The organism is Arthrobacter sp. Leaf141, assembly GCF_001424565.1.
Classification (GTDB): domain Bacteria; phylum Actinomycetota; class Actinomycetes; order Actinomycetales; family Micrococcaceae; genus Arthrobacter.
In genome coordinates this window covers 154,995-177,458 of sequence record NZ_LMOL01000016.1, presented here as the reverse complement: position 1 = coordinate 177,458, position 22,464 = coordinate 154,995, and the positions used below count along the sequence as shown (strand labels likewise).

21 protein-coding genes are annotated in these 22,464 nt (G+C 65.3%); 9 read left to right on the top strand and 12 right to left on the bottom strand.

Features of this window, described 5'->3' with window-relative positions; translation table 11 throughout:
* The first annotated feature begins 45 nt into the window (after positions 1 to 45).
* Together ASF72_RS12600 and ASF72_RS12595 are read left to right on the top strand one after the other, a co-directional pair.
* Complete coding sequence (locus ASF72_RS12600) at positions 46 to 1,410, top strand: O-antigen ligase family protein (protein WP_162242805.1); 1,365 nt, start codon at positions 46 to 48, stop codon at positions 1,408 to 1,410.
* Positions 1,376 to 2,599, top strand: a complete 1,224-nt coding sequence (locus ASF72_RS12595; protein WP_082178120.1) for a glycosyltransferase — start codon at positions 1,376 to 1,378, stop codon at positions 2,597 to 2,599. The genes ASF72_RS12600 and ASF72_RS12595 overlap by 35 nt, the downstream gene beginning before the upstream one ends.
* Here the strand turns inward: ASF72_RS12595 and ASF72_RS12590 are convergent.
* The 9 genes from ASF72_RS12590 to ASF72_RS12550 form a co-directional block, all read right to left on the bottom strand.
* Positions 2,520 to 4,169 (bottom strand): glycosyltransferase, encoded by a 1,650-nt coding sequence (locus ASF72_RS12590; protein WP_056599346.1) that lies wholly within the window; start codon positions 4,167 to 4,169, stop codon positions 2,520 to 2,522. The two genes, ASF72_RS12595 and ASF72_RS12590, sit on opposite strands and share 80 nt — an antisense overlap.
* Complete coding sequence (locus ASF72_RS12585) at positions 4,156 to 5,637, bottom strand: oligosaccharide flippase family protein (RefSeq protein WP_056599343.1); 1,482 nt, start codon at positions 5,635 to 5,637, stop codon at positions 4,156 to 4,158. Before ASF72_RS12585 ends, ASF72_RS12590 begins: the two co-directional genes overlap by 14 nt.
* Positions 5,634 to 6,773 (bottom strand): DegT/DnrJ/EryC1/StrS family aminotransferase, encoded by a 1,140-nt coding sequence (locus ASF72_RS12580; protein ID WP_056599341.1) that lies wholly within the window; start codon positions 6,771 to 6,773, stop codon positions 5,634 to 5,636. The genes ASF72_RS12585 and ASF72_RS12580 overlap by 4 nt, the downstream gene beginning before the upstream one ends.
* Complete coding sequence (locus ASF72_RS12575) at positions 6,770 to 7,429, bottom strand: acetyltransferase (RefSeq protein ID WP_050683788.1); 660 nt, start codon at positions 7,427 to 7,429, stop codon at positions 6,770 to 6,772. The genes ASF72_RS12580 and ASF72_RS12575 overlap by 4 nt, the downstream gene beginning before the upstream one ends.
* A complete protein-coding gene (locus ASF72_RS12570; protein ID WP_056599338.1) occupies positions 7,426 to 8,580 on the bottom strand; it encodes a DegT/DnrJ/EryC1/StrS family aminotransferase in 1,155 nt (384 codons plus the stop codon). Before ASF72_RS12570 ends, ASF72_RS12575 begins: the two co-directional genes overlap by 4 nt.
* Positions 8,577 to 9,572 carry an NAD-dependent epimerase/dehydratase family protein gene (locus ASF72_RS12565; protein ID WP_050683790.1) on the bottom strand — a complete coding sequence of 332 codons (996 nt, stop codon included), beginning with the start codon at positions 9,570 to 9,572 and terminating at the stop codon, positions 8,577 to 8,579. The genes ASF72_RS12570 and ASF72_RS12565 overlap by 4 nt, the downstream gene beginning before the upstream one ends.
* Positions 9,569 to 10,687 (bottom strand): Gfo/Idh/MocA family protein, encoded by a 1,119-nt coding sequence (locus tag ASF72_RS12560; protein ID WP_050683791.1) that lies wholly within the window; start codon positions 10,685 to 10,687, stop codon positions 9,569 to 9,571. The genes ASF72_RS12565 and ASF72_RS12560 overlap by 4 nt, the downstream gene beginning before the upstream one ends.
* Positions 10,688 to 10,714: 27 nt before the next feature.
* A complete protein-coding gene (locus tag ASF72_RS12555) occupies positions 10,715 to 12,307 on the bottom strand; it encodes a sugar transferase (RefSeq protein ID WP_082484244.1) in 1,593 nt (530 codons plus the stop codon).
* A gap of 156 nt (positions 12,308 to 12,463) precedes the next feature.
* The gene (locus ASF72_RS12550; RefSeq protein ID WP_056599332.1) at positions 12,464 to 15,157 is read right to left on the bottom strand and encodes a LuxR family transcriptional regulator; all 2,694 of its coding nucleotides are present in this window, start codon (positions 15,155 to 15,157) and stop codon (positions 12,464 to 12,466) included.
* A 466-nt stretch (positions 15,158 to 15,623) separates the two neighbouring features.
* Between ASF72_RS12550 and ASF72_RS12545 the strand changes: the two genes are divergently transcribed.
* The 5 genes from ASF72_RS12545 to rplI all read left to right on the top strand — a co-directional run bounded on the left by ASF72_RS12545 (position 15,624) and on the right by rplI (position 19,137).
* Positions 15,624 to 17,042 (top strand): amino acid permease, encoded by a 1,419-nt coding sequence (locus tag ASF72_RS12545; protein WP_056599329.1) that lies wholly within the window; start codon positions 15,624 to 15,626, stop codon positions 17,040 to 17,042.
* A 293-nt stretch (positions 17,043 to 17,335) separates the two neighbouring features.
* The gene (gene rpsF / locus ASF72_RS12540) at positions 17,336 to 17,641 is read left to right on the top strand and encodes a 30S ribosomal protein S6 (RefSeq protein ID WP_050683795.1); all 306 of its coding nucleotides are present in this window, start codon (positions 17,336 to 17,338) and stop codon (positions 17,639 to 17,641) included.
* A gap of 74 nt (positions 17,642 to 17,715) precedes the next feature.
* On the top strand, positions 17,716 to 18,300 hold the full coding sequence (locus ASF72_RS12535) for a single-stranded DNA-binding protein (protein WP_056599327.1): 585 nt from the start codon (positions 17,716 to 17,718) through the stop codon (positions 18,298 to 18,300).
* Positions 18,301 to 18,426: 126 nt separating this feature from the next.
* Positions 18,427 to 18,666, top strand: coding sequence for a 30S ribosomal protein S18 (gene rpsR / locus ASF72_RS12530; protein WP_003800144.1), 240 nt, complete (start codon positions 18,427 to 18,429; stop codon positions 18,664 to 18,666).
* Positions 18,667 to 18,684: 18 nt separating this feature from the next.
* Positions 18,685 to 19,137: a 50S ribosomal protein L9 gene (gene rplI, locus ASF72_RS12525; RefSeq protein ID WP_056599324.1), complete on the top strand. Its 453-nt coding sequence runs from the start codon at positions 18,685 to 18,687 to the stop codon at positions 19,135 to 19,137.
* Between the two features lie 67 nt (positions 19,138 to 19,204).
* On the opposite strand, the gene ASF72_RS12520 is transcribed toward rplI, so the two are convergent.
* Positions 19,205 to 19,627 carry a DUF1801 domain-containing protein gene (locus tag ASF72_RS12520; RefSeq protein WP_056599321.1) on the bottom strand — a complete coding sequence of 141 codons (423 nt, stop codon included), beginning with the start codon at positions 19,625 to 19,627 and terminating at the stop codon, positions 19,205 to 19,207.
* Positions 19,628 to 19,684: 57 nt separating this feature from the next.
* On the opposite strand from ASF72_RS12520, the gene ASF72_RS12515 reads away from it, so the two are divergent.
* Together ASF72_RS12515 and ASF72_RS12510 are read left to right on the top strand one after the other, a co-directional pair.
* Positions 19,685 to 20,533 carry a PhzF family phenazine biosynthesis protein gene (locus tag ASF72_RS12515; RefSeq protein WP_056599319.1) on the top strand — a complete coding sequence of 283 codons (849 nt, stop codon included), beginning with the start codon at positions 19,685 to 19,687 and terminating at the stop codon, positions 20,531 to 20,533.
* A 104-nt stretch (positions 20,534 to 20,637) separates the two neighbouring features.
* On the top strand, positions 20,638 to 21,264 hold the full coding sequence (locus ASF72_RS12510; protein WP_056599316.1) for an FMN reductase: 627 nt from the start codon (positions 20,638 to 20,640) through the stop codon (positions 21,262 to 21,264).
* 15 nt (positions 21,265 to 21,279) lie between these two features.
* Here ASF72_RS12510 and ASF72_RS12505 read toward each other — a convergent pair whose 3' ends face one another.
* Together ASF72_RS12505 and ASF72_RS12500 are read right to left on the bottom strand one after the other, a co-directional pair.
* Positions 21,280 to 21,846: a hypothetical protein gene (locus tag ASF72_RS12505; RefSeq protein WP_056599312.1), complete on the bottom strand. Its 567-nt coding sequence runs from the start codon at positions 21,844 to 21,846 to the stop codon at positions 21,280 to 21,282.
* Positions 21,847 to 21,871: 25 nt separating this feature from the next.
* Complete coding sequence (locus ASF72_RS12500) at positions 21,872 to 22,156, bottom strand: hypothetical protein (RefSeq protein ID WP_050683802.1); 285 nt, start codon at positions 22,154 to 22,156, stop codon at positions 21,872 to 21,874.
* Positions 22,157 to 22,464 lie beyond the last annotated feature (308 nt).

The window sequence follows — 22,464 nt, the reverse complement described above, 5'->3', positions numbered from 1 at the left end:
CGCGGGCAGGGGCTTACGCTCCGGCCCCCGGCGCGGTTTGATGCAGTGGATGTGCTGACGATTGGCATGATCCTGAGCTGCGCCATTCCGTCCAACCTGACCATCTCGGCACTTGGTTCAATCGGCAGACCCGGTCTTTTGTGGTTTCTTGGAGCGCTGTTGTGGTGGGGATGGCAACAAGTACAGCGGCCCTTTCCGCTTTTTGGCGGTAGTCAGCCGGCCCGCCGTTCACTGTTTATGTTCCTGTGTGCCGTTGCGGTCACTTATGCCGTCGCTAACTTTGCCGGGTTGGCCCCCGATGAGGCGCGTGCTGCTGACACCGGGTTGCTGCGGGCACTGAGTTGGGCCGGTCTCTTCCTTCTAGCCAACGACGGAGTGATTGACCGCGGAAAACTCCTGGTCCTGCTGGACCGGGTTGTGCTGCTGGGAACGGCGATGGCCACACTGGGACTTGTCCAGTTCGTGACAGGACAGTCTTTTGTCTCCGCCATTTCCATCCCTGGCTTCAGCGAAGGAGTTGCCGCTGACAGCATCCATCTCAGGGCGGGTTTCCTGCGCGCCGCCGGTACAGCGACCCACCCGCTCGAGTACGGCGTGGTGCTGTGCATGTCCCTTCCCATCGCCGTGACTCTTGCCCTGAACGAACTTAAAGGCAGGAGCATCTTCCGCTGGATCTGTGTGGGAATAATTCTGGCGGCAGTTGCCCTTTCGGTTTCACGTTCGACGTTCATAGGCGTTGCCGTTGTTCTGATCGTGCTGCTCCCGAGTTGGTCCAGGACCTTACGCCTCCGGGCACTTCTTGTGTTCATGTTCGCCGGCGTCGCCGTGTACTTCCTGGTGCCGGGCATGGTGGGAACGGTGCGCGGCCTGTTCGAGGGGCTCTCCGGAGATTCAAGTACCCAATCCAGAACTGACAGTTATGGAGTTGTGCTGGAACTGGCCATCAGGAACGGGATTCTGGGGCGCGGTTTCGGTACGTTCCTGCCCAAGTACAGGATCCTTGATAATGAGTACCTGCTTATGCTGATTGATTCCGGCTTCCTGGGGCTGTTCACCTTCCTGCTGTTTATGCTCAGCGGCCTCTATTGCTGTTTCCGCGCCCGGGCGCTCCTGACGGACCCGCTGCTTTCCAGGCTGAGTATCGCTGTAGCCTCAGCACTCACTGCTGCCGGAGTGATGTTTGCCTTCTTTGACGCTTTGAGCTTTCCCATGGCCGGCGCATTCCTGTTCCTGATGCTTGGCATCGCCGGTGCTTTGTGGCGCATTGCGAGGAATGAGAAAGCCTCAACCGTGGTACTGCAGCTCCCACGAACAGACCCGATCCCTGAGCGGCGGCCGGTATGGCCGCTTCCGGGTGATGCACCCCTAAACCCGGATGAGGAGCGAGATCTTGATGTTGCCAAGCACTGAAGTGGGAGTACGCACACCGGTATCCATTATTTGTGTCTTCAATAGTCCGGACGTGCTCAGGGAATGCCTGACGGCGTCTGTGCACTCGGGATTGCCTGCGGCGCCGGATACCGAGTACCTGCCGGTTGACAATACGGCCGGTCAATTTCCTTCCGCCGGCGCCGCCCTCAATCACGGTGCGCGCCTGGCGGCCAACGACGTGGTGGTCTTTGTGCACCAAGACGTCTTCCTCCACTCCCTTGTTGCTCTGGAGGCCGCGGCGGGACTCCTTATGCGTGACACCTCGACGGGCATTGCCGGCGCAACAGGAGTAACACGTGACGGCAGGCAGCTTGGACTGATCCGCGACCGCGTGGTCTTTTCCGGCGAACCCCTCTCGGGGTTGACCGATGTCGACACCCTTGACGAGGTACTTTTTATGGCCCGGCGGCAACAAATCCTCCGCCACCCGCTCGCTGAAGTCCGTGACCTTTCATGGCACGCCTATGCGGTGGAGTACTGCGTCCGCATGCGGTCCCTGGGACTGAGGGTGTCGGCGGCCCCGATTCCATTGACCCACAACAGCCTCTCCACCAACGTGGACCTGCTGGCCGAAGCGCATGACTGGATCGCCAAGGCTTACCCGGAGCAGTTGCCGGTGGTTACCACGTGCGGCACCGTCCAGGCGCGGATGAAGGCCCCCGGAGTCCTTGCACGCATGGTGGGCACCCAGAAATGGCGGTATCGATGGCTTCGGGAATCACTGGCCGCCCACCGGCTCCGCAACGGTGCGCCGGCGGATGCCCCGACTGTACTTGGCGACATCCGCTGGGACATCGATTCCATCTGTTCCGCGGCGGATCTTGCCGAGGCGTATGTCATCAGTGCAGTGCCCGCTGGGGCAGGCCTTTCCGCCATCAGCTGTGCCGTGGAGCTGCCCCGCAGGAATGTGACGTTCAGGTTCGAGACCGCGGATCAGGCGTCACTGGTCCCGCTGGTTGCATCACAACCACTGGACCGTACAGTCGTTGTGACAAATGCGGGCTTTGCCGCTGTGGGCGAGGTTGCAGGTGCGTTGGCCGGCCGGAAGGTCCTTCTCGGGTTCGACGGTGACATCGGTGCGTGGCTTCTTACCGGACCTGGCGTCGACGCAGCGGTAGCAGGCTATCGTGGACGGCGGGCAACGCCGTTTGCCATGCGGGCGGGCTGAGCCGGCGCCGGGTATCTGCGATCCCGGCACGGACCCATTCCGGCAGCAGCCGCCAGGGCCCCAACTGCTGGGACTTCCGCAATGCCAACCAGTGCCGGATCCGCCCGGCAGGCCCGCGCAGGGTGAGAACGTCGGCCGCTGCGGCTCCAACGCCCGAAAAACCTGTCCTGCTTTGGATCATGCCTACCAGCTGATCCAATGGTCCGTCCTGCCAAGGCGTCGCCCCCGTCACGACGGACGTACCGGCAGCCCGGGCTTTGGTGTAGATGGCGGATACCGTCTCCGCCCAGGCAGCTGGACTGTGGCCGGCAAGAACCGCCTCCCGGCTCGCTGTACCCCGGGCGGCCCTTAACGCGGGAGAGTCGGCCAGCGCCGCAAAGGTCTCAATGAACTCCTGCTCGGTTGCCGGGCTGAACAGCTCCTTGACCATGCCGGGCGAATCGGAGCCAAGTACCGCACACTCTTCCGGGTGGCCCCGGAAGGTCACCAGCGGCAGGCCATGCGCGCCGGCCTCCAGCAGGGAGGTCAGCGACGAAAACGGATAGGAATCAAGGTAAACGTCCGCAACGGACAGGAGGCCCTGCACCTCGGGAAGCCGGCCGAGGGCCCGGATCCGGCCACCGCTTGCCCCCGCAGCCTCCAACCATTGGCCTTCGGCGGCCGGACCGGCAACCAGGAGCCGCATTTCGGGGCGGTGCCGAATCAGGGCGGAGAAGAGCCCGATCAGGGATTCCTGGCCCACCGCACTGTACTTACTGCCTGCTGCCGCTGAAACAACCAGCAGTTCGCCGTCCGCCACGCCAAGCCGCAACCGGGCTGCCGAGCGTTGGAAGCCGTCAAGCCCCCCGGCAGGGGACAGCTCAAGCGGCCGGTTCGCCACCATGCACCGCTCAGGGGCTATTCCCCTCCGGCTGACGCTCAGGTCCCGGCCGCTTTGGCGCAGATTCATTGTCACGGTGGCGGCGGATGTACCAACCCAGAAGACGTGGTCTGCGTGGTTCACGTAAACCGCGGGCGGCGATCCCTCGAGCCCGAGGGCGAGGGCGGGCACCACATCGTACGGATGGGCGTGGACTATGACCACGTCGGCGGCACGGACGAACCGGCGCAGGGCCGCTGCCCGTCTAAGCAGGCCCCCGGGTCGACGGTCCAGCAGGAGCACATCGCTGGAATCGGGGAGATGAGCCGTGACTTTGGCCGGTATCTGCGCCATTCCCTGCCGCGTGAGCACCAGCTTGTGGCTTGACAGCGGATCTTCACGAATCCAGCGTGCGATGGACTGGGTATGGCCACCCGTGCCGTAGAGCTGGGTGGCCACGTGAACAATCACCTGCCGGCCCGGGGCCGCTGATTCCGGCCGCCCAACCGCGGCCGGAACGGAGGTTCTGATCCGGCTGATGAGGTCTTCAAGTTCCTTGCTGGCGAAAAATCCCGCATGGTCGGTCCACGCGAAGCGGGCAGCCAGCTGCGCCTGGACTGCCGCGCGCTCCCAGGCTCCGGAATCCGCAAATGCTGCCGCGCTGCGAACGAGCTGGCAGAAGGTTTCCCTGTTCTGACTAGTCGTCGTCAAGGCCCCCGCTCCGTCCCATCGCCTTGAGCATCGAAATATCGGCACGTTTGATCCACAGCAGGCCAGCCATCATAGCGATGGCCGCAGCCGCTGAAATGAGTTGGGCGAACGGCGGTTGCAGTCCGGCCCTGTCCACAAGTATGGCGAAGCCGGACAGCAAGGCTGAACAGAGCGCCGGAAGCCAGCCTTGGCGCAGCATCCTGGCGGGTCCGATACCGGCCGTCCGCAACCGCCACAGATAGATGGGAAGCACCACGGCTGCCGCAACCAGGAACTGTGCCCTGGCAATCCCGGCAATCCCGTCAGCAGCGCCCAGGAGGAGGGCCGGCACCAGGGCCACGAGCCAGCACACCTGGATAGTGAGGATGGAACCGGTGAGACCCACCACCACCAGGTAGTCATAAATCAATTCAAAGAAAATACGCAGGCCCGCCAACATGGCGAGCCAGGTAAGGGCGGCCGCGGCTCCTGCCCAGGCGTCGCCATACACAAACTGGACAATGGGCCCGGCCTGGATTGCGAGCAGGGTAACGGCCGGGAAGGTTACGGCCGTCAGGACACCTGTCAGGGCGGTGACTGTCGCCCGCATCCTCGGCGGGTCGTGCTGGAGCCGGGCCAGGGCAGCGGGTGCAACACTTCGCAGCGGCTGTGACAGGACGGAGACCGGCCAGCTGGCCAGGTTGAAGGCGAGGACATACAGGCCCAGCATGGTGGGGCCGAGGAGATTGCCGATCACCAGCTGATCAAAATAGCCCAGGCAAAAGACGATGATGCTGGTGCCGGCAAGCGGCAGGCCGAACCCGAGCAGGGGCTTCAGAAGCTTCCTGTCGAGGCCTGCACGCAGTGGCAGCGGTGACTTGACCACAAACATGATGCCGGAAACCACAGTTCCGGCCAGGCGTCCGATGGCCAGGCTCATGGCCCCGAATCCCGCGAGTGCGAGAACGATGGATATAACGGCGCCCAGCCAGACATTCACCTGGTCGATGGCCATTTTTGTTTTCTGGTCAAAGCTGCGCTGCAGGAGAGCGGCAGGTGTTGCGACGACGCCACTGATGGGGACGCAGCAGACCATCAGGCGAACGACGCCGGCGGCATCCGGATCGCCCATGGCAGCCGCAAACCAGGGTGCCGCCCACAGCCCTGCCAGGCAAAAGAGGCAACTGCTCAGGATTGAAATTGTGGTCACCGTAGGTGCGATATCGGCGGGATCACCCGGCCAGCGGACGATCGCCAGGCTAACGCCGAGCTCATTGAATGTCAGGACTGCAAGCAGCGCGACCATGGCGACCGCGAAAGTGCCGTAGGAATCCGGACCAAGGATCCGGGCAAGCAGGATTCCGATCCCCAGGGTTCCCAACTTGGCAACGCCGGTATTGAGCAGGCTCCACGCCAGGGCCGCAGAGGCTCCCGGTGCTTTGGCGGTAACCGGCGAAGCCGTTCCCGGCCCTTGCACCGGGGCGGTCATAGACTGCTCCGGACTGCTTTCAGGGCGTCGGCCACCCGCTCCTGCTGGTCCGGCGTGATGTGCGGGAACAAGGGGAGGGACAGGATCCGGCCGGCGGCTTCCTCGGCGACAGGAAAGGACCCCGGCCCCCGGCCATCGCCCGCGTACGCACCGCTCAAGTGAACGGGAACGGGATAGTGGATGCCGGCCTGGATCCCCCGGGCGAGCAGGCCGGCAAGCACGGTATCCCGGTCCGGGACCCGGACCACATAAAGATGCCAGACGTCGGTGTTGCCGGGCGCTTCCGCGGGCAGTTCCACACCCGGAATGTCGGCCAGCAGGCACGCGTACCGCTCGGCTGCAGCACGCCGCAGGAGGTTCCACTCCTGCAGCCGGGCCAGTTTCGCTTTCAACACCACCGCCTGGACGGTGTCCAGGCGGGAGTTGATCCCCACCACGTCGTGGCGGTACTTGACGGAGCTTCCATGAGCGCCCAGCAGCCGGACATGCGCGGCCACGTCCGGATCGTTGGTCAGGACCCCGCCTGCGTCACCCGCAGCGCCGAGGTTCTTTCCCGGATAGAAACTTGTGCCCGCGGCCAACCCCAACGTGCCGGCGGAGCGGCCGAACCGGGTGGCGCCCTGGGCCTGGGCGGCGTCCTCAATGATCACCGCCCCGCACGACGCGGCGACGGGAAGCAGCTGTTCCACAAACGCCGTCTGCCCGAAGAGATGGACAGGGACGATGGCCTGGGTGCGTCCCGTCACGGCGGCAGCCGCGGCGGCCGGGTCCATCAGGAGGTAGCGGGCGTCCACATCCACGGGGACGGGAACCGCCCCGATCCTGCTGACAGCCTCCGCTGTGGCAATGAACGTATTGGCCGGCAGGATGACTTCGCCGCCTGGCCCCACGCCACCTGCCCGCAGGGCCAGCTCAAGGGCCTCGGTGCCGTTAGCGACGCCTACGCAGTGCCGGGCACCCGTAAATCGGGCGTAGCCGGACTCAAAGTCCGCCACGGCTGTGCCGCCCACAAACGCGGCCGTCGCAAACACCCCGGCCAGTTCGGCCATTACGACGTCGTGGACCTCCGCCTGCTGCGCGGCCAGGTCCACCAACGGAACGATTGCCGGCGCCGAGACTTCCAATCCCGCGCTCACGGTGCCCCCTTGAACAGGAAACTGTCCTTGTCGATTTCACGGGCGGGCACACCCACCCACGTTTCGCCGTCGGGTACGTTGCTGAGGACAGCGGCGCCCATCCCCACAGTTGCGTACGCACCCACGGAAACCCGTTCCCGGACGCTGGAATTCATACCGAGGTAGGCTGCCCGGCCCACCCGGACGCCGCCGCCCAGGGACACGCCGGCGGCAAACGTGGCGAAGTCTGCCACGTCGTCGTCGTGCGTAAACGTCACAGACGGCATCACCACCACATGTGAACCCAGGGTGACAGCGGCGGTGAGGGTGACGTTGCGCAGCAAAATGCTGCCCCGGCCGATCCTGCAGTCTTCGGGATACTGCACCGACGGGTCGATAGCGGTGGCGTAGCGGGCCTCGTTGAGGCCCATGGCGGTAAGCCGGTCCACCACCGCCTCCCTGGCCCTTCCCGAACCGATGCACACCAGCACAAAGGCATGGGTGTATTTTGCTGCCTCGTCGATGGTTCCAAGGACCGGCGCGCCATCCACGGTAACGCCCGCCATTTCCCGGTCATCGTCCAGGAGGCCAACGACGTCGTACTGCCCGCTGCTGCGCACCATGGCCAGGACCTCCCGGGCCAGGCCGCTGGCAGCGATCAGAATCAGCTCGCTCATGTGGCCGCCGCCCGGATGGTGCTGATAATGCGGCCGAGTCCTTCGTCGCTGAGGTCATGGAAGACAGGCAGGATCAGTGTCCTGTCATTGAGCCGTTGCGTGTGCTGCAGGCTGGCGTTGCCCCCGTCCCGCCAGCGGTAGGCCGGCTGGCGGTGCGCGGCCATGATGCCGCGCCGTGCAGAAATCCCGGCGTCAGCCAGCTTTTCCATCAGCCCCTCCCGGCTGGTGGCGAAGGAGGGCAGGACCTCGATCCAGAAGGACTGGTAATTAGTGGTGCCGTAGGGCGGATCGGAGACCAGCCGCAGTCCCCGCAGGCCCGCCAGCCCGGCCACGTAACGGGAAGCGATGTCACGGCGCCGCTGCAGGATTTCGGGCAGCCGGCCGAGTTGGACGATGCCGACGGCCGCCTGCAGGTCCGTCATCCTGTAGTTGAAGCCCACCTCAAGGTAAACCTCCGGCGGGGCCAGGACGGAGCCGTGCCGGTCGGTGGCGGACACGCTCATGGAATGCTCCCGCAGGGTCCGTACCCTGGCCGCCCAGTCGGCCCGGTTGGTGGTCAGCATGCCACCCTCGCCGGTAGTGAGGATTTTCCGGGGATGGAACGACCACACCGCGATGTCCGCGCGGGTGCCCACCGGTTTTCCCTTGTACGTGGAACCCACCGCGCAGGCTGCGTCCTCGATGACGGTGATTTCGTGCCTGTCGCAGAGCTCCCTGATGGGGTCAAGGTCCAGTGGTACCCCACCCTGGTCCACCACAATCACCGCGCGGGTGTCCAGGGTGAGGGCGGCGTGGATGGTTTCGGCCGTGACGTTGCCCGTGGCCGGATCAACGTCACAAAAGACCGGCCGCGCTCCCACATAGGTGACGGCGTTCGCGGTGGCAATGAAGGACAGTGACGGGACCAGGACATCGTCGCCCGGCCCGATCCCGGCCACGACCAGGGCCAGGTGCAGCGCCGTGGTGCAGCTGGAGGTTGCCACCGCATGGCGGACGCTTTGCCCGGCAGCGAAAAGGGTTTCGAACTCCTTGACTTTGGGTCCCTGGGCCACCCAGCCGGATGCCACCACGTCGGCCAGGGCCTTCGCTTCCTCTTCGCCCAGTAGGGGCTTCATCACGTTGATCCGCGCGAGGACTGCTTCCTGGCTCATGACAACCCTGCCTTCCTTGCTGCGGCGATTTCGTCCCGGAGCGGGGCCCACCACGCGACCAGGCCGCGAAGGCCCTCTTCCAGCTCCACTTCGGCTTTGAAGCCCAGGTCGCGTGCTGCGGCTGTCGTGTCGGCCAGCCGGCGCACCACGCCGTTGACCTGGCGTTCGGGGCCATGTTCCACGGCCAGGCCGGAGTCCATGGCCCGCAGCAGCGCCTGGGCCATTTCCAGGAGGCTCGTTTCAGTTCCGCTCGCCACGTTGTAGACGCCGGTGGTGACGCCGCTTCCGGCCGCTAGAACGTTGGCCCGGGCCACGTCCGCGGTGTGGATGAAGTCCATGGTCTGTTGGCCGTCGCCGAAAATCAGCGGCGGCCTGCCGTCCTTGATCCGCTCCATCCAACGCACCAGGACCTCCGTGTACAGGCCGTGGACGTCCATCCGGGGGCCGTAGACGTTGAAGTAGCGAAGCATCACGCAGTTCAGTCCGGTCATGGCGCTGAAGCTCCTGGCCATGCCCTCGTTGAAGGATTTGGCGGCACCGTAGAACGTGTCGTTGTTGGCGTGGTGGTGCCGTTCGGTGGTGGGGAACTCCTCCGCCATCCCGTAGACGGAAGCACTGGAGGCGGCCACGAGTTTGTCCACCTTGTGTTCCGCGGCGGCCTCCATCACGTTGAAGGAGCCGTCCACCAGGACTTCCAGGGCGAGGCGCGGCTCTTCGGCACACTGCGTGATCCGGATGGCGGCCTGATGGAACACCAGGTCCTTGCCCCGGCTCAGGTCATGCACCAGGTCCCGGTCCGAGATAGTGCCCTCCACGAGCTCCACCTGGCCGGAGGACAAGGCGCCGGAGAGGTTGGCCCGGCGGCCGCGCACCAGGTTGTCCAGAACGTCCACCCGGCCCACCCCGGCCGCCAGCAGCTGGTCCACCAGGGTTGATCCGATGGTGCCCGCGCCGCCTGTCACCAGGACATCCGCACCCTCAAGATTGGTCACCGGGCACGCTCCGCGCCGGCATCCGCCAGGGCGGACCCCTCAACCTGTGATGCCTGGCCGGACCGGCTCAGGCTCCTGGTTACCGCTTCGAGTACGGACAGGACCCGGAGCCCGGAGGCGCCGCCGGTGCGGGCCGGGCGGCCGCTGCGGATGCAGGTGGCAAGTTCCTCCACCACCTGCGAGAGGGCTTCGCGCTCCGGAAGCGCCGGGGACCAGGTGTCACCGAGCCGGTAGGACACCGCCGTGGACGTTTTTTCACCGATGGACTGCGGCTGCCGGTCAAGGCTTACGCCGCGGTCATAGACACTGAGCCGCTGCTGCGGGTTGAGGTCGTCCCAGACCAGCGTGCGCTGGGAGCCGCCAATCACCATTTGCCGGATCTTGGTGGGGCTGAGCCAATTGACGTGCACGTGGGCGGTGGCATCATTGGCGAGGCGGAAGTTCAGGTGTCCCACGCAGTCACGGCCGGTGCCCAGCGGATCGGCTCCGAACGCCGAGACTTCACTGGGGTTCAGTCCGCCCGGCAGGATGAAGTCCAGGATGGACAGGTCATGCGGCGCCAGGTCCCAGAACACGTCCACGTCCGGCTGGACCAGTCCCAGATTGATGCGCGTGGAATCCACGTACAGGATGTCCCCCAGGGAGCCGCTCTGCACCAGTTCCTGCATCTTAAGCACGGCAGGTGTGTAGCAATAGGTGTGGTCGGCCATCAGCACCAGGCCGTTCGCCTCCGCGGTCTCCACCATTTCCACCCCGTGGGCCCGGCTGTCCGCGAGGGGCTTTTCCACCAGGACGTGCTTGCCGGCCCGCAGCGCCGTCATCACGGTCCCATAGTGGGTGCGCGCCGGCGTCGCGATGGCCACGGCATCCACGTCGAATGTGTCCAGCAGCTCGTCCAGGCTTTCCACCACGGGGATCTCGCCCAGCGACGCGGCGAGTTTCCGGGCCCGCGCAAGGTCCAGGTCGCAGATGGCCACCAGGTCCCAGTCGGGGCTCGCCTGCAGGTTGCGGGCCAGGTTCGGTCCCCAGTAGCCGGCGCCAACGACGGCGATCCGGAGTTTCCTGCCCTGCTGCCGGTGGGCGGGGGCTGGTGATGGGGTAGCAGCTGCGGTCATGGCGGTTTCTTTCCCGGAGATGGATTGTTAGTAAGCGCCGGACGGCCGGATCACTGCCCGGAAAGTCCGCCAAAGAATAAGGAGGTCACCGGCGATGGACCAGTTTTCGACGTAGTACAGGTCAAGCCGGACGGCTTCATCCCAGGCGAGGTCCGAGCGTCCGTTGATCTGCCACAGGCCGGTGATGCCGGGCTTGATCAGCAGCCGGCGCCGGGTGTGGTGCTCGTAGGCCCCTACTTCCCGGTCCAGCGGCGGGCGGGGACCCACCATGCTCATGTCGCCGAGCACCACGTTCCACAGCTGCGGCAGCTCGTCCAGCGAGTACTTGCGCATCCACCGTCCGCAACGGGTCACCCGGGGATCGTCCCGCATCTTGAACAGCACACCCGCACCCTCGTTCTGCTGGCCAAGGTCAGCCAGCCGGGCCTCGGCGTCCACCACCATGGAGCGGAACTTGAACATGCCGAACACCTTGCCGTCCTTGCCGATCCGCTCCTGTCGGAACAGCACCGGCCCGGGGCTGTCCAACCGCACAATAAGTGCCAGTGCCAGCAGGATGGGGGAGAGGGCCAGGAGGGCGCCCAGCGCGGCGGCGGCGTCCATGGCCCGCTTGAGCACATGCTTGGCCCCGGAATACTGCGGGATGTCCACGTGCATCAGGGGCAGTCCCTCGACGGGCCGCCAGTGGATGCGGGGGCCCGCAACGTTGGTCAGGGTTGCCGCGAGGATCAGCTCCGCTGATGACTCCTCAAGCTTCCAACCCAGTTCACGGATGAACCGGTTGCCGCCCGGCAGGGGACCGGCGACAATCACCGAGTCCGCGTCGGACAGCCGGACCGTCCGGGCAATGTCATCGGTCGAGGAAAGGACCGGGACCGTGCTGTCCTCGACCCGGAAGATCCCGCCACGGCGGGCCCCGGGGAGGCAGACACCCAGGATGTCGTAAACGGCTCCGGACTTCCTGCGGACCTGCTGCACCACGTAGCGGACGTCCTCGGGGTCCCCCACAACGATGGCCCGGGAAAGATGCCGGCCCTTGGCCTTTTCTGCCGTGAGCCTGCGGCGGAACACCCACCGGTTCAGGGTCAGGGCGGCGAGCCCCAGCGGCAGGGAAACGGTGACGAAGGCGTCGGCCCCGTCGACGGAGAAAACCACGGCTGCGATGGCCATCAGGCCGAAGATCCGCACAGTGGCCGAGGCAACCCGCTTGTATTCGTCGGCACCGATGCCCAGGACCTTGGAGTCCCTGGTCCGGTACATTTCCAGCGCCACCAGCCAGGCCACCGCCACACCCATGGCCGTCACGGTGGCGGCCCGGTTCGCCAGGCTGTCCGGCGCCGCGCCCGTCACCACGTAGCCGAGGTAGACGGCGGCCACCACCAGGACCGTGTCGGCGCCGCGGATCAGGTTCAGGTGCGTCGAGATCCACGCTGCTGCAGCTTTCCGTCCGGTGGCCTTCGCCACGCCGAGGGCGGGACCGCTGGTTGGCGGCCGCAGAATCCGGGTTCCTGCGGTTTCCGCCGCCGCCAACCGCGGAGTTGACGTCCGCTGTGCAGCAACCGACGCAACAGGCCAGCTAAAAGCTGCACGTCCGGTTCGGGCTACTGGTATTTCTGCCATAGTGAACCTTTCCGGCGTATCCGCCTTTTGAGTTGGCCATGAGGAAAAATTAGCTGGGAAAAGCCTGGGGAAACGCGGGTTCAAGGAGGCTTTTGTGGGTCCCGGGAGGTAACGCTGTGGATACTGCGGGTACCTGCAAAACGGCCGGAAAAAGGCCTAGAGGACGGGCAGGACGTACGGCTCCGGCGCAAGGTTTTCCTTGCCGGCGGCCAGGGCTGTCAGCTGGGCGCGCGACTCCACGCCGAGCTTGCGGTAGATGGCCGTGAGGCGCACCTCCACGGTCCGGACCGACACGTACAACGTGGCCGCTATCTCCTTGTTCCGCATCCCGCGCGCCACCATTTTCGCCAGGGCGCGTTCGTGGTCCGCGAGCAGCCTCATGGCCGGGTTGCCCTGCGGTTTGGCCGGCTCCACCCGTTCGTCGAGCAGCAGCGCGTCCACATGCTGGGTCCAGGCGTCGGCCCCGGCCTCATCGAACATCACCTTGGCGCGCAGCAGGGCGTCGCGGGCATCCCGCAACCGGCCGAAAGCGCTCAGCCTTTCGGCGTAGCACATCAGGGTCCGGGCGCATTCGAGCACGGATTCAAGCGCGGCCCGGCCTTCGAGCGCCTGGGTAAAAAGATTCAGTGACTGCTCGCCGTCGGCAAGCATGGCGCGGCTGCGGGCCACAGCGATCGCCAGCCAGGGCGACCGCAGGCCCACGGAACGGCCTTCCAGGATCATCAGCGCGTGCGTGGCCTCGCGGTGGCGGCCCATGCGGATGAGGACTTCCACCAGGTCAGCCTCACACCGGAGCAATGTTGGATTCCCGAACCCCAGGCCGATTTCCGTAGCGCGGGATAACTGGGCAAAAGCCTCCGCCAGGTCGCCGCGGAGCAGGGCAAAATGGCCGCGGACCGAGGCGAGCTGAGCGGTGGTCGCAGCGTGGCTTTCCGAACCGGCGTAGCGCTGTGCCTCGGCGGCGTGGACATGGGCCAGGGCCTCGTCGCCCAGCGCGTGGGCCCGCCACTCGCGGTAGAGGTGCCGCAGGCCACGGTGGAACTTCACTTCAGGTTCGTGGCGTTCGATGTCGTCGATGAGCTTGATGGCGGCGCGGATGTTGCCGGCCCGGATTTCGTTGTCCACCGCAAGGAACGCTGCGGTTTCCCGCCAGTTGGTGTTGCTTGCCTCAACGGAACTGCGGACCATGGCGAAGGCTTCCTGCGCGTGGTCGTACCGTTCTGCGTAGCTCAGGGCGCGGCCCTGGATCAGCAGGCTTGCCATCCGGGCGCTGCCCGCCGGTTCGTGCTTCCGGCTCAGCGTCCCGGTATTGCCGCTGATGGAGTCTGCCAGCATCCTCGCCCGCTCCGAAATGGCAAGCACCCCGGCGGATGCCGAGTCCTGGAACTCGGCGCCTTGCCGGAGGAGTTCGGCGGCGTCGCGGAGTTCCCAGCGTTCGGCGTAGTACAGGGCGCCAACGGCCAGCAGGCTGGCGGCGTATCCCGGATCGTGGCGGCCGAATTCCCTCACCAGCCGCAGCACCATGCTGGAGCGCACCGCCGCGCCCTGGATGAACTGGATCTGGAAGGACAGGCCGGTGAGCCGCAGGATCAGCGCGGGATTGCGGGTGACCCGTTGGGCCCACTCGAGGTAGCGCTTGGCATAAACAAATTCGCCGCGGTTAAACAGCAGTTCGGCGACGGTGGCAAGGCGCGAGGCTGTTTCGGCCTCCCACGGGTTGATGGTGAGGGCCCGCTCGATGTATTCGACGGCGAAGGAGATCTCCCCGCCCCGGATCAGGTCCACGGCGTGGCGCAACAGGCCGAACGGGGTCTGGCGCTCCAGGGCGGTGAAGCTGAGGTGCCACCGCCGGGCGTAGGGATCGGTGGCCTCCGACGCTTCGGCCAGGGTCCGGTGGCTTGCCGTGCGGACAGCGGGGGTCATGGCTGAGAAAACGAAGCCGCGCAGCAGCTGGTCCCGGATGCGCAGGTGGTGCCCGGAACGGTTCACCAGGCCGCTGGCGAGGAGCTCATCCACCCCGGCCCAAATATCAGGGCTGACCTTTTCCAGGCTGGGGATATCGCTGCGGTAGGAGAGGGACAGCAGGTCCAGCACGTTGCGCGCGCTGCGGCTGATCCCGCCGACGACGGCGGCGAACTCCGCCTCGAAGCTGCCTTTGCAGGGCAGCGGGACCGGCAGCGCGTGCTTGCCTTCCGCCTGCCGTTCCAGCAGCCGGCGGTAAAGCTCGACGGCGGCGAGCGGGTTCCCGCCTGTAGCCGCGGCAACCGTGTGGGCGGCCGCCGTCGTGGTTTGCTTCGCCGGAATGGCCTCCAGCAACCTGACGGTGTCGCTGTAGCTGAGGGGACCCAACGGCAGGACGGCAAGACCGGTGAAGGGGCTGTCCGGCACTTCTTCACGGACGCTGACGAAGAGGGCGATGTCCGTTGCGGCCAACCGGCGGGAAAGGAACCCGATGACGGCCTGGCTGCTGGAATCCAGCTGGTCCGCGTCATCGATCACAATCACTGTCCGGGCTGAGGAACGCTGCTGCAGGCCGTTCAAGAGCATCGCGGAGACGATGGGGACGTTCATGGTGCCGGCTGTATCGCGGAGGAGTTCATCTGCGATGCGGTTCAGGACCGGGTCGTCGATGCCGTTGAGCAGCGCGGTCAGCCCGGACAGCGGCCAATCCGATTCGGCGGCGCTGGCCTGCAGGAAAACGGTCCGGTACTCGGAAAGAGTGGGAATCTCGGACAGCAAGGCAGACTTGCCCGATCCGCGCCGGCCGATCACGGCAAGGGCGGAATCCTTGGGCCCCCGGATCACAGAAAGGATCCGGTCCAACTCTTTGCTGCGGCCTATAAGCGACATACGGTCCCCACCCATCAAAGGTGAGACCGCGTCCTCTGCGTTATTGATGCCAATGTGGTTTGCCGCACACCGGCCAGCTGGCTGGCCAACAGTGCAACATGCCGGCAAACGAGGTGCTGCCGGCACGGTTCCCAGCCGTAGAAGGAATATAGCGCCGCAGATGCAAGCGTTTCCACCGATTAGTCACTGGATTGGATCAAGATTGCCCACGCGTTTCCTCAAGATTACCGCGTTGACCACAGGGAATCTGTTGATTCCTTGTGGTCCTCATGCCTGTGGGATCATCCGATTTCGCACCCGACGATCTGTGCCACTGCACATAATGCCCCCCCGGAGTCGGAGTCTAGGGTGGGAGAAACATTGTGACCCGCCGCACTCGCTGCGGCCCCTGCGTACCGCGCAGTGGCGTCCCGGAGACCCGTCCGGCGCCCCAACCCGCACTGAAAGACCCTAAGGACGGCGCTCCATGCCTGCTGACCAACAGTTAGCCAAGTCGCTCAAGCCGCGGCACCTCTCCATGATCGCGATCGCCGGTGTGATCGGCGCGGGGCTCTTTGTGGGCTCCGGCGCGGCGATCCAGCAGGCCGGCCCGGGGATCCTGGTGGCCTACATGGCCGCGGGCATCGTCGTCATCCTGGTGATGCGGATGCTGGGCGAAATGGCAGCGGCAAACCCGGAAACCGGCTCCTTCTCCACCTATGCCGATAAGGCGCTGGGCCGCTGGGCAGGATTCAGCATCGGCTGGCTGTATGCCTGGTTCTGGATCATCGTGCTGGGCATTGAAGCGACGGCCGGGGCCGCCATCATGCACCGTTGGGTCCCCGGTGTCGACCAGTGGGTCTGGGCGCTGCTCCTCATGGTGCTGCTGACCCTGACCAACCTGGGATCCGTAAAATCCTTCGGCGAATTCGAATTCTGGTTCGCCTCCATCAAGGTCACAGCCATCGCCCTGTTCCTGCTGTTCGGAGCTGCAGCCATCCTGGGCCTGGTGCCGGGCGTCCCGGCCCCCGGCCTGGACAACCTGGTCAACAACGGCGGGTTCTTCCCCAACGGACCAGGCGCCGTGCTGGCCGGCATCCTGGTGGTGGTCTTCTCGTTCTTCGGCGCGGAAATCGCCACCATCGCGGCCGGCGAATCCGAGAATCCCGTCGACGCCGTCAAGAAGGCAGTCCGGTCCACCGTGTGGCGGATCCTGGTGTTCTACATCGGCTCGATCGCCGTTGTGGTGACCCTCCTGCCGTGGAACGACGCCAGCGTCGCCAAGAGCCCATACGTGGCGGTGATTGAACTCTTCGGCATCCCCGGGGCGGGCACCATCATGGACGTTGTAGTCCTCACGTCAGTGCTTTCCTGCCTGAACTCCGGGCTTTACACCGCCAGCCGCATGCTGTTCTCGCTGTCCAAGCGGGGCGACGCACCCAAGTCATGGACCAGGATCTCCCGCCGCGGCGTCCCCGCGTCCGCTGTGCTCGCCTCCACCGTGGTGGGGTTCGTCACCGTTGGCCTGAATTACATCGCCCCGGACACCGTTTTCCTCTTCCTGGTCAACACCTCCGGTGCCATTGCCCTCTTTGTCTGGCTGGTCATCGCCTCCTCGCAGCTGATCCTGCGCAAGCGCATGGGTGCCCGGGCCAAGGACCTTGAACTGAAAATGTGGCTGTTCCCGTACCTCACCTGGTTGGCCATCGGCAGCATCGTTGCCCTGCTGATCGGCATGGTCATCCTGGATTCGACCCGCGAATCGCTGCTGCTGTCCGTTGCCCTTGCCGCTGTTGTGGTGGGTATCGGTGTGTTCCGTTACCGCAAGGGCGGACCGGCGGGCCCGGCCAATGCTGCTGCCGACACAACCGAACCTGCAGCCGCAGGCGCCCCGCCGGCTTCGTAAACCTGCCGCATCTGCTTCTCCTGCCGTCCGCCCGGCGCGCCGCCATGGCCGCCGGGCGGACGGTTTTCCACATACGGTGACCAGCCCCGATATCCGGGGTGGAACCGCCCTACGCTGGGGGAACACGGCTGCTCCAAGGCGCGAATCGCCTATCCGCACCGCATGCACTAAGATTGAAAAGTCTGTGCTGCGCCCTGCCTCCGTTCCGGAAGCTGGCGCCGCACGGCACCGCAAATGAACCTCCTGTTACGGAAATGCCGTAACCGCTTAGCCCAAAGGAGGTGGGTTCACATATGCGTCCTTACGAATTGATGGTAATCATCGACCCCGAGGTCGAAGAGCGTACCGTTGAGCCGTCGCTTCAGAAGTTCCTGAACGTCATCACCAACGATGGTGGAACCATCGAAAAGGTTGACATCTGGGGCCGTCGCCGACTGGCTTACGACATCAAGAAGAAGTCCGAAGGTATCTACGCCGTGGTGAACTTCACCGCCAAGCCGGACACCGCCAAGGAACTTGACCGCCAGTTGTCTCTTAACGAGACCATCATGCGCACCAAGATCACCCGCCCCGAAGAGCAGAAGGTCGTTGCGGAGTAATTTCCCGCACCAGCTTCATTCTTCACCCCGCAGGAAACGCACTCTTCACCCAGGATCGAACAAGGAGGCAGTAGATGGCAGGCGAGACCACCATTACGGTCATCGGTAACCTCACCAATGACCCGGAATTGCGGTTCACACCGTCAGGTTCGGCAGTAGCGAACTTCACCATCGCTTCCACCCCCCGCACCTTTGATCGCCAGTCCAACGAGTGGAAGGACGGGGAAACCCTGTTCCTCCGCGCCGCCGTCTGGCGTGAAGCAGCCGAAAACGTCGCCGAATCCCTGACCAAGGGTATGCGTGTGATCGTCAACGGCCGTCTGAAGAGCCGTTCCTACGAAACAAAAGAAGGCGAAAAGCGCACCGTCATCGAGCTTGAGGTCGACGAAATCGGCCCCAGCCTGCGTTACGCCAATGCCAAGGTCAACCGCACCCAGCGCTCCGGCGGTCAGGGTGGCCAGGGTGGCTTCGGCGGCGGAAACGCCGGCGGCGGCGGCAACTTCGGAGGTGGCAACTCCGGTGGAAACCAGGGTGGCAACTCCGGCGGAAACTGGGGCGGCGGCAACCAGCAGGCTGCACAGGAGGATCCCTGGGCAACGCCCGGTGTCTCCAACGCAGGCGGCTGGGGCAACGGCCCCGATTCCGAACCTCCCTTCTAACAACCAATAACGGCCCGACGCCGGGACCGCCAGGGGTGCCATTGCGCACCGCTGCGGATGCCGGCGCCTGGCCACCACCATCCCGTGGATCAATATCCACGGGCTCCCTAGAATAGGAGCTCCACGATGGCTAAGGCTGAACTCCGTAAGCCCAAACCAAAGTCCAACCCCTTGAAGGCCGCTGACATCACTGTCATCGACTACAAGGACGTAGCATTGCTGCGCAAGTTCATCTCCGACCGCGGAAAAATCCGCGCCCGTCGCGTCACCGGCGTTACGGTCCAGGAACAGCGCAAAATCGCCCAGGCAATCAAGAACGCCCGCGAAGTTGCACTGCTGCCTTACTCCGGCGCTGGCCGCGGCTAAGGAAAGGGACTAACTAACATGGCAAAGCTCATTCTGACCCACGAAGTAACCGGTCTCGGTGCTGCTGGCGACGTTGTCGAGGTCAAGGACGGTTACGCACGTAACTACCTGCTGCCCCGCAACTTCGCCCTGACCTGGTCCAAGGGTGGCGAGAAGCAGGTTGAGTCCATCAAGGCTGCCCGCGCCGCCCGCGAGCACGCTTCCCTGGAAGATGCTCAGAAGCAGGCCGCTGCACTGTCCTCCAAGCCGGTCAAGCTGATCGTCAAGGCCGGCGAGACCGGACGCCTGTTCGGCACCGTCAAGCAGGCCGACGTCGCCGATGCTGTTGAGGCCGCTGGCCTTGGCAAGATCGACAAGCGCAAGGTTGAACTGCCGGCTCACATCAAGTCGGTTGGCTCCTACCAGGCCAACGTCCGCCTTCACGCTGACGTTGCAGCCGTCGTCGAACTCGACGTCGTTGCAGGCAAGTAGCAGCATCCCGGTCATCTGACTGCACTAAGACCCCCGTTGCCGGTTCCGGCGGCGGGGGTCTTTTGCGTCAGGGTTTGTGAAGTTCCGCCATGGTGTGCCGGTACCCGGTGCTGACCAGCTGCGCCAGGACGTCCCGGTCCACGTCCGCCAGCCGATTGACATAGAGGCATCCCGCCCCGGCCCGGTGCTTGCCAAGCTCCGGCAGCAGCCGGTCCGCGTCCGGACCATAGGTCAGTCCGTAAAGGACCAGGTTTGCCTTGCGGGGCGAGAACCCGACCGCCGCCGCGTCGCCTTCCCGGCCGGTTTCATACCGGTAGTGGTATGCGCCGAACCCCACGATCGTGGGTCCCCACATAACTGCCTCCTGGCCCGTGATGCCCGCCATCAGGTCGGCCAGTTCCAAGCTGTCGGACCGGCGGCCGGGGTGCTCCACCGACGCCAGGAAGCCGGCCACCGACACCGTTGTGGGCTGGGTCTTGTTCGTTGCCATGGACGAAGTCTTGCAGACCGGCGGTGGCGCTGCCAGCGCCGGTGGTAGCCTTCTGCGGTGAACCCCGAACCCCGGAACCGCCCTTTCCACCAAGTGGATGTTTTTGCCGCCGAGCCGTACCGTGGCAATCCCCTCGCTGTTGTCCTTGACGCCGATGGCCTCAGCTCCGGCATGATGCAGCACTTCGCCAACTGGACCAACCTGTCCGAGACCACGTTCCTGCTGCCGCCCACGGATCCCCGCGCTGACTACCGGGTCCGGATCTTCACCGGAAGCGAGGAGTTCCCCTTCGCGGGACATCCAACGCTCGGGTCGGCCCACACCTGGCTTGAGGCCGGTGGCGTTCCGCACACGGCGGGGGAGCTGGTACAGGAGTGCGGGGCGGGGCTGGTAAAGATCAGGCACGACGCCGGCCGCCTGGCTTTCGCGGCGCCCCCGCTGACCCGCTTCGGGCCCGTGGACGCGGCCGTCCGGCGCACCCTCGCTGCCGGCCTTAGGCTGCCCGAATCAGCCATCCTGGATGCTTCCTGGCTGGTCAACGGCCCGTCCTGGGTGGGTGTCCTGCTGGCGTCCGCTGGGGAGGTGCTGGCCATCCAGCCGGATCCTGTGGCCATGGGGGACCTGAAGGTGGGGGTCATCGGCCCGCACACCGCAGGCGGCGATGCCGACTTCGAGGTACGGACCTTTGTTCCGGGGGACGCCATGATGGAGGATCCGGTAACGGGAAGCTTTAATGCGGGCGCCGCGAAGTGGCTGATCGACAGCGGCCGCGCTCCTGCACGCTATGTGGCCGCGCAGGGCACGGTCCTCGGCCGGGCAGGCCGGCTGCATATCAGTGCCCGGTACGACGGAATCTGGGTGGGCGGAAACAGCACCACCTGCATCCGGGGGACTGTCCTGCTGTAACCGGAAGGACCGGTCGGCCGCGGGAATACCCAGACGGGACCCGCTGTTCCCCATGTAGATGCATATGCATATATGCTGTTGGTAAGAACCAAGAGGAGAACGCCATGGAAACCCGCCGCATCACCGTCCTGTCCGCGGGCCTGGGAGTACCGTCGTCGAGCAGGCTGCTCGCCGACCAGCTCGCCGCGTCGACTAAACGCCAGCTGGAGTCGGCAGGCTACAACGTCGTGGTGGACTTTGTGGAACTTCGGGACCTTGCCGTGGACATCGCCAACAACTTTGTCACCGGGTACGCCGCGCCGAAGCTCGCTGAGGTTATCGCCGGCGTGGATGCCTCGACCGGCATCATTGCCGTGACACCGGTGTTCAGTGCTTCCTACAGCGGCCTCTTCAAGTCATTCATCGATGTCCTGGACCCGAAATCCCTCACCGGGAAGGCCGTCCTGCTGGGCGCCACGGGCGGAACTGACAGGCACCAGATGGTCCTGGATTACGCCATGCGCCCGCTGTTCAGCTACCTGCGCACCCGAACGGCTGCCACCGCCGTCTTCGCCGGACCGCAGGACTGGGGTTCGGCCGACGACGCAGCGTCGCCCCTGTCGGAGCGGACCGGCAGGGCAGCCGCAGAGTTTGCAGTTCTCCTGACGGGCCCCCAGCCCGGCCAGGCTCCGGCGACGCTGGAGTCCCTTCCGTTCGAACAGCTGCTGGCGGGGATCTCCGCCAGCCACTAAGGCCTGTGCACCGGGTCAGTCGTCCAGGAGTGCAATGAACTCGCGGGCCTGGTCCAGGGAGACATCGGAGTGCCTGGTCAGCGCCGTGGCGGCGGCCTCGGTTTCCCCACTGCGGGCAAGGGTCCGGATCCGGCCGTAGATCTCATCGTTGAGCATGTTGCTGCTGACCTCACGCGTAACCTCACCCTTGCTGGCGATGGCCCGGTACCGGTAGGGGAAGCGTTCCGGCCCACCAGCCTCCTCCTGGGCGGGCGCCGGCACCTCGGCGCTCCGGTACGGCTGGGGGTGGGTGGCGAGGGCGCCCACGGCGTCGCGGGATGCCCGGAGGCCGTCCCCTGTCGATTCGTAATAGAGCTTGATGGCCGCCATGGCCTGGCCCTGCGCTATGAGGGCGTAGATCCGGCGGTGCTCATCCTCCGAGAGCCTGGCCGAGGCCGTCCGCGCCAGGTCGGCACTGCCGGCCGCCGGGAGCGGCTCCGCGCCCGCCCCGGGGGACTTCCGCCGGCCCATGGCCCTGACGGCCAGCAGGATGCCTGCCAGGACTGCCAGGAGGATGAGGACAGGGATCACAAGCGATTCCATCTTTCAAAAGCCGTTCTGTGAAAATTCAGCCGCGGGGCCGGAGCTGCGGCTGGGCGGGGTGGTACTCCTGCTGCTGTGCATGCTGTTGCTCGTTCTGTGACGGCCGGGTTGTGGCTTCAAACCGGGCACGCGCAGCTGACGCGGCCTGGACCTGTTCGGCGTTGTGCCGGGCCGAACGGAGGGCAAGGTCCCGCTGGTACTTTTCGGCGTCCGACAGGCCGGTATCCCGTGGTTTGAATGCCGTGGCGAGCCCCCACAGGAGCGCCACCAGAATGATCGATGGCAGGAGTACCAGCAGAAGTTCGCCCATACCAAGAGCTTATGCCAGATGCACGTTATCCACAGCAATATTCGCCCCTGCGCATGGATGCGTACCCGGCCTGGCGCGGGTGCACCGGACGGGAATATATGCGGCGCACCGCGGGGGTGGAATGAACTGCATCACCTGCCCGGAAGCTGTAACCGGCGGCTCCGGTGCCGCACCGCGGCTGTGGATGAAATTCCGGCAAAGAAATATTTACTCCACACCTCAAAAGTAGTGTTTTCGCAGGTCAGAGCCTTAAAGCGGGGAAAAGAATTTTTCTTTCCACAACCTTTCCCACAGGCTGTGCACAATCT